The sequence below is a fragment of the Streptomyces sp. NPDC025806 genome (assembly GCF_055558275.1).
The window spans coordinates 189,408-202,347 of the sequence record NZ_JBVHMU010000013.1 but is presented as its reverse complement, the minus strand read 5'-3'; the positions used below and the strand labels follow the sequence as shown (position 1 = coordinate 202,347).

The following is a 12,940-nucleotide window of genomic DNA, read 5'->3' as shown; positions in this document are numbered from 1 at the left end:
TGCCGCACCCCGCCCGACCCGACTCACCCAGCTGACCACACCACCGGAGCGATCACCGTGACGCCTCCCTCCCAGCCCTCCCAGCCGCCCGCCGGATACGACGCCCTGGGGGACCCCTCGCTCGCGCCGCCGCCCGGCTGCCCCGCGCACGCGCTCGGCCCGGACGGACTGCGCAGGCTGTACGGCCCCGAGGCCGACGTGGACCTCGCGGGCGTGTACGAGAAACTCCGCGCCGAGCACGGTCCCGTCGCACCCGTGCTGATCCATGACGACGTCCGCATGTGGGCGGTCCTCGGCCACGGCGAGAACCTGCACATGGTCCGCAGCACTTCCCAGTACAACCGCGACGCACGCAACTGGACGGCCCTGAAGAACGGCACGGTCAAACCGACCCACCCGCTCGCGCCGGTCTTCAGCTGGCAGCCCATCTGCTCCATGGCCGAGGGCGCGGAGCACCTGCGCCAGCGGGGCGCGGTCAGCGCGGCGATCGCCACGATCGAGGCCCGCAGCCTGCGCCGCACCATCAACAAGTCGACCCAGGTGATCATCAACCGCTTCTGTGAGCGCGGCACCTGCGAGGTCGTCAGCGAGTTCGCCGAGCACCTGCCGATGATGGTGATGCTGGACCTGCTCGGCGCGCCCGAGGCGTACAGCGAGCGCTTCGTCCAGGCGGCCCGCGACATGATCAAGGGCACCGAGACGGCCATCGCGAGCAACGAGTTCATCATGGGCCACCTCATGGAACTCGCCGTGCGCCGCCGGGCCGACCCGATCGAGGACGACTTCACCAGCACGCTGATCACGGACCCGGCGGGGCTCACCGACGACGAGGTCGGCCAGCACCTGCGGCTCGTGCTCATCGCCGCTTACGAGGCCACGGCCAACCTCATCGCCAACGTGCTGCGCGTCGTGCTCACCGACCCGCGCTTCCGCGCCCAGCTGAACGGTGGGCAGATGACCGTGCCGGAGGCGGTCGAGCAGTCCCTGTGGGACGAGCCGCCGTTCAGCGCGATGGTCGGGTACTTCGCGAAGGTCGACACCGAGCTCGGCGGGCAGCACATCCGGGCCGGCGACGGACTGATCATGGGCATCCAGCCGGGGAACGCCGACCCGGTCGTCCGCCCCGAGCCCGGCGCCCACATGATGGGCAACCGCTCGCACCTCGCGTTCGGCGGCGGCCCGCACGAGTGTCCCGGTCAGGACATCGGGCGTGCCATCGCCGACATCGGCGTCGACGCGTTCCTGATGCGGCTGCCCGACGCCGAACTGGCCGTGCCTGAGTCGGAGTTGAGGTGGCGGTCGACGATCCTGTCGCAGCACCTCGTGGCGCTGCCGGTGGAGTTCACGCCGCGCGGCCAGCAGGACATTGTGTCGGTGCCGAGCATGTCGTCGCCGCAGCGGACCGACTGGCAGGTGTCCTCGCCGGAGCCTGCCGCCGGGCCGGGGCAGCCCGGCGCCATGGTGCCGCCGCAGCCGGGGCCGCCCCCTCCGGCCGCCGCTCCGGCGCCGGCCGGGGTGCAGGCTCCGCCTCAGGGGGAGCGGCTCGGGGCCTGGCAGCGGTTCCTCCGGTGGTGGCGCGGCTACTGATCCCGTCCGGGGCCGGCGGGGACCCGGCCGTCCGCCCAGTCCTCGTACGACGTCCAGGCCGCGAGGTCCCGCCCGCTCGTGAAGCGGAACTCGCGGCCGGACACCGGGTCCCTGAACTCCAGGGAGCGGGCGAGGAGTTGGAGGGGGCGACGGAAGTCGTCCGGGGCGGTGGGCGGGGCGATGTCGGGGTAGATCGGGTCGCCGAGGATCGGCAGGCCGAGGCGGTTCATGTGGACGCGGAGCTGGTGGGTGCGGCCCGTGTGCGGGGTGAGGCGGTAGCGGCCGAGAGGGCCGCGCGTCTCGACCAGCCGGATGTCGCTCTCCGCGTTCGGCTCGCCGCCGGGGATCTCCTGTGCGGCGAGCACCCCGCGCTCCTTCTCGATCCGGCTCCGTACGGTGACGGGGAGTTCGACCGCCGGGTCGTACGGGGCGATCGCCTCGTACTCCTTGCGGACCAGGCGGTCGCGGAACAGGGTCTGGTAGCGGCCGCGGTCCTCGGGGCGGACGACGAACAGGACGAGGCCGGCGGTCAGGCGGTCCAGACGGTGCGCCGGGCCCAGCCGGGGGAGGTCGAGTTCGCGGCGCAGCCTCGCCAGGGCGGTCTGTCTCACGTGGCTGCCGCGGGGGGTCGTCGCCAGGAAGTGGGGCTTGTCGGCGATGACGAGGTGGTCGTCGCGGTGCACGATCTCGATCGGGAACGGGACGGGGGGCTCCGCCGGGAGGTCCCGGTGGAACCAGACGTGCCCTCCGGGGGTGTAGGGGGTGTCGGGCCCGATGGGGGTGCCGTCCGCCGTGACGATCCGGCCCGCGTCGATCATCGTGTCGATCGTCTCCGCGTGGGCGGAGAGCCGCTCCACGAGGTGGTCCCGCACGGTGCGCCAGTCGCCGGTGACCGGCAGCCTCACGTGGACGGGGTCGATTCCGTCGCGCTGGGGGAGGGGCGGGGTGGGGGTGCGGCGGCTGCGGCGGGTCACCGGGGTAACGGTACGGGTTCGCGCCGCGGGGGGTGTTGAGCGGTGCCGGGTGCGGGTTTCGTCGTGGCTGGTCGCGCAGTTCCCCGCGCCCCCAGAGGCACGCTCCGCGTGCCCCGGGGGCCCGGTGGTCGCGGTCCGCGGCGGAGTCGCGGATCGGATACAGCCCCGCGCCCCCAGAGGCGCGCTCCGCGTGTCCCGGGGGGCCCGGTGGTCGCGGTCCGCGGCGGAGTCGCGGATCGGATACAGCCCCGCGCCCCCAGAGGCACGCTCCGCGTGTCCCGGGGGCCCGGTGGTCGCGCCCCGCGGCGGAGTCGCGGATCGGATACAGCCCCGCGCCCCTGAAAGGCACACTTCGTGCGCCTCCAGGGGCCCGTTGGTCGCGCCCCCGCGGCGGAGCCGCTGATCGGATAGAGCCCGCGCCCAGTGCTGATCCGTCAGGCGGAGGCTTCCTGTTCGGCCTCTACCTGGGCGTTCCAGTCGCGCTTCGAGGCCTGCCAGCCGTCCTCGTTGTGGCCCAGGCGCCAGTAGCCGGAGATCGAGAGGTGCTCGCGGGGGATCTCGCGGTCGATGCGCAGGTGGCGGCGGAGGCTCTTCACGAAGCCGGCCTCGCCGTGCACGAAGACGTGGGGGCGGCCGGCCGGGAAGTCGAGGCCCGTGACCGCCTCGACCAGGAGGGAGCCGACGGGGCGGCCCGCGCGGTGGAGCCAGGTGATCTCGACGGGGGAGTCGACCTTCTGCTGCTCCTCGGGGCCCTCGACCTCGATGAAGGCGTGGGCGCGGGTGCCGGCCGGGAGAGCTTCGAGGGCGGCGGCGATCGCCGGGAGGGCGCTCTCGTCGCCGGCCAGCAGGTGCCAGTCGGCGGTGAGGTCCGGGCGGTAGGCGCCGCCCGGACCCATGAAGCGGATCGTGGTGCCGGGGGCGACGCCGACCGCCCACGGCCCGGCGAGGCCCTCGTCGCCGTGCACGACGAAGTCGAGGGTCAGCTCGCGCGCGGCCGGGTCCCAGGCCCGCACCGTGTACGTCCGCGTCACCGGCCACTGCTCGCGCGGCAGCTCCGCTCGGATCCGCTCGAGATCGAACGGCTCCGCGTACGTCACGTCCGGCGCCGGGGCGAAGAGCAGCTTCACGTAGTGGTCGGTGTACGGGAGCTCGTCGGGGAAGTCCGCGAGGCCCTCGCCGCCGAGGACCACCCGGCGCATGTGCGGGGTGACGTGCTCGGCGCGCACCACCTGGGCGGAGCGGGCCTTGCGGGGCGGGCGTGCGGGGCGCTCGGCCATGTGCGGTCTCCCTCGGTGCAACGTGAACTTAGGTATGCCTAAGTTAGCACCTCAGTTCGCGAGCGTGGTCAACAGTCGCTGGAGGGATCCGCCCAGACCCCAGCGGGCACCCAGCTCCTCGACGGCGCCGGGGTCGCGCGGCGCGTGCGGCAGCGCGGTGTCCACGTCCGGCAGCGGCACGTCGTCCGCGACCCGCACCACCTTCGGCGCCACCGCGATGTACGGTCGCGCCTCGTCCAGCCGCTTGCGCTGCGTGGGTGTCAGCTTGGCCGCCGGGTCGTCGACCGCGGCCATGATCCCGGCCAGGTCGCCGAACTGTGCGAGCAGCTTCGCGGCCGTCTTCTCGCCGATCCCGGGCACGCCCGGCAGTCCGTCGCTCGGGTCGCCGCGCAGCAGCGCCATGTCCACGTAGCCCGGACCGTCCACCGCGTACTTCTCCCGCAGGAAGGCCTCGTCGGTGATCTGGAGGGTGCCGACGCCCTTGATCGGGTAGAGCACCCGGCGCTGCCGCTCGTCGTCCACGAGCTGGTACAGGTCCCGGTCGCCGGTGACGATGTCGACCGGGCCGCTCGCGCGGGCGGTGTACGTACCGATCACGTCGTCCGCCTCGTAGCCCGCCACGCCCACGCGCGCGATGCCCACCGCGTCGAGCACGTCCTCGATGACCGGCACCTGCGGAGACAGTGTGTCGGGCACCTCCTCCTCGTCCGGCGTGCCCACCGGAGTCTCCTCGGCGACGCGGTGTGCCTTGTAGGAGGGGATGAGGTCGACGCGCCACTGGGGGCGCCAGTCCGCGTCCATGCAGGCCACCAGGTGCGTGGGGCGGTGGTCGTGGACGAGCCGGGTGATGAATTCGAGCAGCCCGCGCACCGCGTTGACCGGGGTGCCGTCCGGGGCCTTCACGGAGTCCGGCACTCCGAAGTAGGCCCGGAAGTACAGGGACGCGGTGTCGAGCAGCATCAGGCGCTGGGATGCGGAGTTGTCCTGGGTCACGCTCCGCATCATGCCGCACCCCACCGACACTCACCGGTCGTGCGGTAAACGTGGGCAGCGGTGAACGCCGTGTGAACTGGGCCACTCTTCTGTTTGTTCCGCATAAGCCGGGGCAGGCGACGAGCCGGAGCGAACCCGGTCCCACTTTCAACTACTGGCTGAAAGTCGGGTGTCCGGTTCGGCGGGCCGACCCCGCACGCTCCACGGCCCGCCGGCGGGGGAGGCGGGCCGTCTTGGTTCGACCCGAGAGGTGTATGTGTCCAGGCTTGAAGCCGAAGACCTGTACAAGGTGTTCGGCAGACGACCCGATGAGGCGGTGGAGAAGCTCCGCCGCGGAGCCGACCGTGAGGAACTGCGCGCCGACGGCACCACTGCCGCCGTGATCGACGCGTCCTTCACCGTCGAGCCCGGGCAGATCTTCGTCGTCATGGGTCTGTCGGGATCCGGCAAGTCCACCCTTCTGCGCATGCTGAACGGACTTTTGGAGCCCACTGCCGGGCACGTCCGCTTCGACGGGGAGGACCTGACGCAGCTCTCGCCCCGCGAGCTGCGCGAGGTCCGCTCGAAGAAGATCAGCATGGTCTTCCAGCACTTCGCGCTCTTCCCCCACCGCTCCGTCCTCGAGAACGCGGCGTACGGGCTCGAGGTGCAGGGCGTCCCGCGCCCCGAGCGCGAGAAGCGGGCCCACGAGGCGCTCGAACTCGCCGGGCTCAAGGGCTGGGAGAAGTCCTTCCCCGACGAGCTGTCCGGCGGCATGCAGCAGCGCGTGGGCCTGGCCCGCGCGCTCGCCACCGACGCCGACCTGCTCCTCATGGACGAGTCGTTCAGCGCGCTCGACCCGCTGATCCGGCGCGACATGCAGGACCAGCTCCTGGAGCTCCAGAAGACCCTGAAGAAGACGATCGTCTTCATCACCCACGACCTGAACGAGGCCATGCGCCTGGGCGACCGCATCGCCGTCATGCGCGACGGCCGCATCGTCCAGATAGGCACCGCCGAGGACATCCTCGTCACGCCGGCCAACGACTACGTCGCCTCCTTCACCCAGGACGTCGACCGGGCCCGGGTGCTCACCGCGGGCGCGATCATGAGCGAGCCGGAGCAGGGCTACGACCCGACCGAGGCCCCGGCCACGGTCACCGCCGCCACCCCGATCATCGACCTGTTCACGCCGTGCTCCACGAGCGGCGTCGCCGTCGCCGTGACCGGCGAGGACGGCGAGCTCGCCGGTGTCGTGACCCGGGCCCGGCTGCTGGCCGTGCTCGGCGAGACGATCACCGCGCAGGACGGCGCGTCGGACGCCGAGAACGACGGCGCGGCCCCGGGCCTCGTCGAGCAGGACACCGTCCCGGCGCCGCGCGGCGAGGAAGACGGTCCCGTGGAGAAGGTGAACGCCGATGCCTAAGATCCCCTTCGGCGACTGGGTCAACGACGGCGTGGAGTGGCTGCTCCACCACATGTCGTGGCTCTTCGACTTCTTCCAGAGCTGCTTCGAAGGCGTCAACAACGGACTCACCGACGTCCTCCAGGCGCCCCCCGCGCTCATCATGGCGGGCATCTTCGCCGTCGTCGCCTTCTGGCTGCGCGGCACCGTCGCGGGCGTACTGACCTTCGCCGGCCTGTGGTTCATCGACAACCTGGGCCTGTGGGACCACGCCATGGACACCATGTCGCTGGTCCTCGTGTCGACGGTGATCGCCCTGATCATCGGTGTGCCCCTGGGTATCTGGGCGGCCCGCTCGAACCGGGTCAGCGGCCTGTTCCGGCCGGTCCTCGACCTGATGCAGACGCTGCCCGCGATGGTCTACCTGATCCCGGCCATCCTGTTCTTCGGCTCCGGCGCCCCCGCCGGCATCGTCGCGACCCTGATCTTCGCCGTGCCCCCGGGCGTGCGCATGACCGAGCTGGGCATCCGCCAGGTCGACCAGGAACTCGTCGAGGCGGCCGAGGCGTTCGGCACCACCCCGCGCAACATCCTGCTCCGCGTCCAGCTGCCGCTCGCCCTGCCGACGATCATGGCCGGTGTCAACCAGGTCATCATGCTGGGCCTGTCCATGGCCGCCATCGCGGGCATGGTCGGCGCCGGCGGCCTCGGCGGCGACGTCAACACCGCGATCGGCCAGCTGAACGTCGGCCTGGGCGCCGAGTCCGGCATCGCGATCGTCATCCTGGCGATCTACCTCGACCGCATGACCAGCGCGCTCGGCCAGCAGGTCTCCCCGCTCGGCCGCCGCGCCCTGGCCAAGCTGCGCGCCGCGCGCGGCCTGAACATCTGGTCCTACCGCCCCCGCCCGGCTGTGGCCGTGATCGGTGTGGTGATCCTGGCGCTCGTCGGCGGCGGCATGGGTGTCTTCGGCGGCTCGACGTCCTCGACGGCCTCGGGCGGCGACGCCACGAACGTCGGCCACGGCAAGAAGGTCACCATCGGCTACATCCCGTGGGACGAGGGCGTCGCCTCCACCTTCCTGTGGAAGGAGATCCTTGAGCAGCGCGGCTTCCAGGTCGAGGTCAAGCAGTTCGAGGCCGGCCCGCTCTACACCTCGCTGGCGCAGGGCGGCATCGACTTCCAGACCGACTCGTGGCTGCCGGTCACGCACGCCGAGTACTGGAAGAAGTACGGCAAGGACCTGGAGGACCTCGGGTCCTGGTACGGGCCGACCTCGCTCGAGCTCACTGTGCCCGCCTACATGAAGGACGTGAACACCCTCGCGGACCTCAAGGGCAAGGGCGACCTCTTCGGCGGCAAGGTCACCGGTATCGAGGCCAGCGCCGGTGAGTCGGCGCTCCTGAAGAGCAAGGTGCTGAAGACCTACGGCCTCGACAAGGAGTACAAGGTCGTCGACAGCTCCACGCCGGCGATGCTGGCCGAGCTGAAGCGCGCCTACGCCAAGAAGAAGCCGATCGTCGTCCCGCTCTGGTCGCCGCACTGGGCGTACAACGACTACAAGCTCAAGAAGCTCAAGGACCCGAAGGGTGCCTGGGGCAAGGGCGACGGCATCCACACGCTGGCGCGCAAGGGATTCGGCTCCGAGTTCCCCGAGGTCGGCAAGTGGCTCAAGGACTTCAAGCTCGACGAGAAGCAGCTGACGAGCCTCGAGGCGCAGATCAACAAGACGGGCAAGGGCAAGCAGCAGGAGGCCGTCAAGACCTGGCTGAAGCAGAACCCGGGCCTGGTCGACAAGCTCGCCCCCGTCAAGAAGCAGTCGACGCCCGCCGAGGCCAAGAACCCGGTCGACGTGGCCTGGTTCCCCTGGGACGAGGACGTCGCGGTCACGTACCTCTGGAAGAACGTCCTGGAGAAGCGCGGCTACAAGCTGAACCTGAAGCAGATGGACGTGGGCCCGGTCTACACCGGCCTCGCCAGCGGTGACCTCGACGTCAACTTCGACGCCTGGCTGCCGTACGCGCAGAAGAACTACTGGGACAAGAGCAAGAAGAACCTGGTCGACCTGGGCAGCTGGTACAGCCCGACCTCGCTGGAGGTCGCCGTCCCCTCGTACGTGAAGGGCGTCAAGTCCCTCGCGGACCTGAAGGGCAAGGGCAAGACCTTCGACGGGAAGATCATCGGTATCGAGCCGGGCACCGGCGAGATGAACCTCCTGAAGAAGGACGTGCTGCCGGGCTACGGCCTGGACAAGGAGTACAAGGTCGTCGACGGCTCCACGCCGGCGATGCTCGCCGAGCTCAAGCGGTCCTACGCGAAGAAGGAGCCGATCGCGGTCGTGCTCTGGTCGCCGCACTGGGCGTACAGCGAGTACAAGCTGACCAAGCTGGCCGACCCGGAGAAGAAGTTCGGTGAGGGCAACACCATCCGGACGATCGCCAACAAGGAGTTCCCGCAGAAGTTCCCGCAGCTCACGAAGTGGTTCAAGGACTTCAAGCTGAGCGAGGACGAACTGGGCTCCCTGGAGGCCGAGATCAAGAACCGCGGTCAGGGCAAGGAGGAGGCGGCCGTCGCCGCCTGGCTCGCGAAGCACCAGGACGTCGCGGAGCGGATGACCGCTTCCTGACCTGGTCCGCAGGGTCTCCCCGAGGGGTGGCCACGGCACGACTCCGCGTCGCGCCGTGGCCACCCCTCGCCCCGTTGAGCCCCCTCGTGCGCCCCACGGCTTCGGCCATCGGATGAAACTGTTTGACGAACATGCGTAGGGTGCATTGAGACGTACAGCACAACCGGAGCAGTGGGAGGGAGCGGATGTCATGGACGAGCAGGACAAGTACAACGAGCACGACAAGTACAAGGAGACACTGCGTGTGGGCGCAGCCGTCCGGCGCCGCCGCCGCTCCCTGGAGCTGACCCTCTCCGCCGTCGCCGAGCGCACCGGCCTCTCCGTGCCCTTCCTCAGCCAGGTGGAGAACGAGCGGGCCCGCCCCAGCCGCCGCTCCCTGGAGAAGGTCGCCGACGCCCTCGGCACCACCGCCGTCGAACTCCTCGCCGCGGCCGACCCGGCACGCACCGTGGACCTGGTCCGCGCCGACGACGGCACCGTCGAGGAGGGCCCCCGGGACAGCGTCGTCCGCTCCCTCGTGCGCGGCCACCACCAGATGCACGCCCAGGAGTTCGTCGGCGACCACGACCCGGGCCGCGAGTTCCAGCTGCGCAACGACGTGATGCTCTACGTGACCGAGGGCGCCGTCGAGGTCGAGGCGGAGGGCCGCGCCTACCGGCTCGGACGCGGTGACACCCTGTACCTGACCGGTGGCGTACGGCACCGCTGGCGGGCGACCGTGCCCGAGACCCGGGTACTCGTCGTGGCCGTCGCCGAGCACATCGACGCCGTCGACGAGCCGGGGCCGAAGTAGCCGCCGCCGTGCGGGTCGTGTCGCTGGTCCCGTCGCTCACGGAGGCGATCGCGGTGACGCTGCCGGGTGTCCTGGCCGGCGCGACGGACTGGTGCACGCATCCCGCCGGGCTGGACGTGCCCCGGATCGGCGGTACCAAGAATCCCGACGTCCCCGCGATCACCGCGCTCGCCCCCGACCTCGTCGTGGCCAACGAGGAGGAGAACCGGGAGCCCGACCTCGCCGCGCTGCGCGCCGCGGGCGTACCCGTCCTCGTCACGGAGATCCGCGCGCTCCCGCAGGCACTCAGCGAGCTGGACCGCGTCCTCGACGCGTGCGGGGCGCGCTCGCGTCCGCGCTGGCTGGACGAGGCCGAGGCCGCCTGGAGCGCCCTGCCGCCGCCCGAACCCGCGCTGAGGGCCGTCGTCCCGATCTGGCGGCGCCCCTGGATGGTCCTCGGCCGCGACACCTTCGCCGGGGATCTGCTCGCCCGCCTCGGCGTCGCCAACGTCTACGCGGACGCCGGCGAGCGCTATCCCCGCGTCCCGCTCGACGAACTGGAGGCCGTCGAGAAGGACTTGGTCGTGCTGCCCGACGAGCCGTACCGTTTCACGGCCGAGGACGGCCCGGAGGCCTTCACCGCCCCCGCCGCCCTCGTCGACGGCCGCAGCCTCACCTGGTACGGGCCCTCGCTGGCTACGGCCCCAAAGGTATTGGGAGCCTCCCTGTCCGGGCGCTAGAGCGCCGCGCGAACATCGGGGAAATGCGGCGCGAAGCGCCTGCATTTCAGGGGCGCGGGGAACTGCGCGACCAGCCCCCACCGAAGGCGCACCCGGCGACGAACCGCCACCCACCTCCACCGGACCCTGCCTCGCACCTCACGCCGGAGGCGCGAGCAGGCGGCCCGAGGTCAGGCCCCGTACCGTCTGGACCGCCGCCACCGCCCAGGCCGCCACCAGCAGCGCGTACAACGCCACCGTCAGCACGTCGAACGCGGCGAGGCCGGTGTGGGCGGCCAGGCTCTCCGCGCCCGTGACACACGTGCCGACGGGGAAGGTGAACGCCCACCACGTCATCGCGAAACCCATGCCGGCGCGCCGGGCCCGCACCACCATCGCGGCGGCCAGCGCCAGCCACAGCAGGGCGAAGCCCATCACGGGCACGCCGTACAGCACGGCGAACGCGCCGAACGCGTGCGCGTACGAGGCGGGGAAGACACCCTGCGCGGCGTCGGCGATCTTGCCGGTGGCCGTCGTCGACTGACCCAGCGGGCCGAGCACCAGGAACAGGGTGGGGGTCAGCACCAGGGGCAGCGGTCCGCCGGTGACCAGGCGCGCGAAGATCACGGGAAGCATGACCAGGGTCGCGAGGAGGCTCAGGCCGAACAGGGCGTAGCAGGCCAGGAGCAGGGTCGCCCGCGCCTGCCCCTCCGGCAGATGCGCCGCGAGCAGCGGCCCGCTGGCCGCCGACACCATCGGCGCGACCACGGGCAGCAGCCACACCGGAGACGCCTGCCCCGGCTCGATCCGATGCCGTACGACCATCAGGTACGGGATCGTGACGGCGGCGGCCAGCCCGATCGCGGTACCGGCGACGTACAGCACGGTGTCGATCGCGAGCGCCGCGCCCGCCCCGATCCAGTCCTGCCCCACGGTCAGCGTGCCCGCGCCCACCGCGAGCAGCGCCATCGACAGGCAGCCGTAGAACGGGGCCACCGCCGGGTCGGCGAGATGGGCGCGGGCCTGGTCCCGGTGGTGCGTCCAGTGCGCGGTCCGCGCCGCCAGCAGGGCGAGCAGCATCAGGAACGAGACGGCCCACACCAGCGTGCAGGCGGTGCGCAGGCCCGGGACGTGGCCCGGCAGCGTCGCGCCCGCGTTCGCGACGATGGCGGTGCCCATCACGGCGGCGTACCAGTTCGGGCCGAGGTGACGGACGGCGGCGGCGCGGGGGCCGGTGGTGGAGCGGGGCGCGGGGTGGACGGCGGTGACCATGCCTCCACGGTCGCCCGGCGGGCCCCGCCCCACCAGGGACCTTGTCGCTATCACGGCATAAGCTGGATTTATGAGCAAGGAGCGGGGCGCGCGCGAGCGCGGTACGGGCACATCTGGCACACCGGGCACGTCGGGCACGGAGCAGGACGCGGCGGGGGAGACGGCACCGGCGCCACCGGGAGTCCTCTCCCATCGCGTCCCCGACCTCGGCGCGCTGGAACTGCTGCTCGCCGTCGCCCGCCTCGGCAGCCTCGGCGCCGCCGCGCGCCGCCTCGGCATCACCCAGCCCGCCGCCAGCAGCCGCATCCGCTCGATGGAGCGCCAGTTGGGGCTCGCTCTCGTCGACCGCTCGCCGCGCGGCTCCCGGCTCACCGAGACCGGCGCCCTCGTCACGGACTGGGCGCGGCGGATCGTCGAGGCGGCCGAGGAGTTCGACGCGGGCGCGCAGGCGCTGCGCGTGCGCCGCGACTCCCGGCTGCGGGTCGCGGCCAGCATGACGATCGCCGAGTATCTGCTGCCCCGCTGGCTGCTCGCCCTGCGGGCCGCGCGGCCCGACACGGCGGTCTCCCTGCTCGCGGGGAACTCGACGGCGGTCGCCGAGCGGCTCCTCGCCGGTGAGGCGGACCTCGGTTTCGTCGAGGGGCTGTCGGTGCCGGCGGGCCTGGACTCGGCGATCGTCGCCCACGACCGGCTGATCGTCGTGACGGCCCCGAGCCACCCGTGGTCGCGCCGCCGCAAGCCGCTCGCCGCCGAGGAACTGGCCGCGACCCCGCTCATCCTGCGCGAGGAGGGTTCCGGCACCCGCCAGGTCCTGGAGGCGGCGCTCGGCGGACTCGCCCGCCCGCTGATCGAACTGTCCTCCACCACGGCGGTGAAGGCCGCGGCGGTCGGCGGCGCCGGTCCCTCCGTACTCAGCGAACTGGCCGTCGGCGAGGAACTGGCGTCCCGCCGCCTGGTCCGCATCCCGCTGGAAGGCGCGACCCTGACCCGCTCACTGCGGGCGGTCTGGCCGACGGGCCACCCCCCGGTGGGCCCGGCCCGCGACCTCCTCGGCCTGACTCGCACGGACGGCTGAGGCCCGGCCGGGGTACGGAGTGGTGGGGCCCGGGCCCGGGTGGCCGCCTGGGCGCGGCCGGGGGCGGGCCCACGGAGCTTGGCCTCAGGGCGGGAGTGACGCCGTACGCCCGCGATCTGCGTACGGACGGCTGTGGCCCGCCAGGGCGCGGAGTCGTCGGTCCCGGGTGGGCGTCGGGGCGCGGGCCTGTGGTCTGCGCGTCGCGAGGGTCCGGGTGCGCGGAGCTTGTCTCAGGGCGGGAGTGACGCCGTAGGCCCGCGA

At 72.1% G+C, this 12,940-nt stretch carries 10 protein-coding genes; 6 read left to right on the top strand and 4 right to left on the bottom strand.

Annotation, left to right across the window (positions count from 1 at the left end):
- Positions 1 to 57: 57 nt before the first annotated feature.
- Positions 58 to 1,587, top strand: coding sequence for a cytochrome P450 (locus ACZ4E1_RS28025; protein ID WP_467544312.1), 1,530 nt, complete (start codon positions 58 to 60; stop codon positions 1,585 to 1,587).
- On the opposite strand, the gene ACZ4E1_RS28020 is transcribed toward ACZ4E1_RS28025, so the two are convergent.
- The 3 genes from ACZ4E1_RS28020 to ACZ4E1_RS28010 form a co-directional block, all read right to left on the bottom strand.
- A complete protein-coding gene (locus ACZ4E1_RS28020; RefSeq protein ID WP_467544309.1) occupies positions 1,581 to 2,561 on the bottom strand; it encodes an RluA family pseudouridine synthase in 981 nt (326 codons plus the stop codon). The two genes, ACZ4E1_RS28025 and ACZ4E1_RS28020, sit on opposite strands and share 7 nt — an antisense overlap.
- A gap of 434 nt (positions 2,562 to 2,995) precedes the next feature.
- A complete protein-coding gene (locus tag ACZ4E1_RS28015; RefSeq protein WP_467544307.1) occupies positions 2,996 to 3,838 on the bottom strand; it encodes a siderophore-interacting protein in 843 nt (280 codons plus the stop codon).
- A gap of 51 nt (positions 3,839 to 3,889) precedes the next feature.
- On the bottom strand, positions 3,890 to 4,840 hold the full coding sequence (locus ACZ4E1_RS28010) for a 5'-3' exonuclease (RefSeq protein WP_467544378.1): 951 nt from the start codon (positions 4,838 to 4,840) through the stop codon (positions 3,890 to 3,892).
- A 247-nt stretch (positions 4,841 to 5,087) separates the two neighbouring features.
- On the opposite strand from ACZ4E1_RS28010, the gene ACZ4E1_RS28005 reads away from it, so the two are divergent.
- From ACZ4E1_RS28005 to ACZ4E1_RS27990, 4 genes are all read left to right on the top strand, one after another.
- The gene (locus ACZ4E1_RS28005; RefSeq protein ID WP_467544305.1) at positions 5,088 to 6,236 is read left to right on the top strand and encodes a quaternary amine ABC transporter ATP-binding protein; all 1,149 of its coding nucleotides are present in this window, start codon (positions 5,088 to 5,090) and stop codon (positions 6,234 to 6,236) included.
- A complete protein-coding gene (locus tag ACZ4E1_RS28000; protein ID WP_467544302.1) occupies positions 6,229 to 8,841 on the top strand; it encodes an ABC transporter permease/substrate binding protein in 2,613 nt (870 codons plus the stop codon). Before ACZ4E1_RS28005 ends, ACZ4E1_RS28000 begins: the two co-directional genes overlap by 8 nt.
- A 190-nt stretch (positions 8,842 to 9,031) precedes the next feature.
- On the top strand, positions 9,032 to 9,634 hold the full coding sequence (locus ACZ4E1_RS27995) for a helix-turn-helix domain-containing protein (RefSeq protein WP_467544299.1): 603 nt from the start codon (positions 9,032 to 9,034) through the stop codon (positions 9,632 to 9,634).
- 8 nt (positions 9,635 to 9,642) lie between these two features.
- Positions 9,643 to 10,353, top strand: a complete 711-nt coding sequence (locus ACZ4E1_RS27990; RefSeq protein ID WP_467544297.1) for a helical backbone metal receptor — start codon at positions 9,643 to 9,645, stop codon at positions 10,351 to 10,353.
- A 138-nt stretch (positions 10,354 to 10,491) separates the two neighbouring features.
- Here ACZ4E1_RS27990 and ACZ4E1_RS27985 read toward each other — a convergent pair whose 3' ends face one another.
- Positions 10,492 to 11,604, bottom strand: a complete 1,113-nt coding sequence (locus ACZ4E1_RS27985; protein WP_467544295.1) for a TDT family transporter — start codon at positions 11,602 to 11,604, stop codon at positions 10,492 to 10,494.
- A gap of 70 nt (positions 11,605 to 11,674) precedes the next feature.
- Here ACZ4E1_RS27985 and ACZ4E1_RS27980 point away from each other — a divergent pair, with 70 nt between their 5' ends.
- The gene (locus ACZ4E1_RS27980) at positions 11,675 to 12,679 is read left to right on the top strand and encodes a LysR family transcriptional regulator (protein WP_467544293.1); all 1,005 of its coding nucleotides are present in this window, start codon (positions 11,675 to 11,677) and stop codon (positions 12,677 to 12,679) included.
- Positions 12,680 to 12,940: the final 261 nt, after the last annotated feature.

Excerpts from the sequence above, each read along its gene's own strand:
- ACZ4E1_RS28015 (WP_467544307.1), bottom strand. The coding sequence starts at position 3,838 with ATGGCCGAGCGCCCCGCACGCCCGCCCCGCAAGGCCCGCTCCGCCCAG.
- ACZ4E1_RS28010 (WP_467544378.1), bottom strand. The coding sequence starts at position 4,840 with ATGCGGAGCGTGACCCAGGACAACTCCGCATCCCAGCGCCTGATGCTG.
- ACZ4E1_RS28000 (WP_467544302.1), top strand. The coding sequence starts at position 6,229 with ATGCCTAAGATCCCCTTCGGCGACTGGGTCAACGACGGCGTGGAGTGG.
- ACZ4E1_RS27995 (WP_467544299.1), top strand. The coding sequence starts at position 9,032 with ATGGACGAGCAGGACAAGTACAACGAGCACGACAAGTACAAGGAGACA.
- ACZ4E1_RS27985 (WP_467544295.1), bottom strand. The coding sequence starts at position 11,604 with ATGGTCACCGCCGTCCACCCCGCGCCCCGCTCCACCACCGGCCCCCGC.
- ACZ4E1_RS27980 (WP_467544293.1), top strand. The coding sequence starts at position 11,675 with ATGAGCAAGGAGCGGGGCGCGCGCGAGCGCGGTACGGGCACATCTGGC.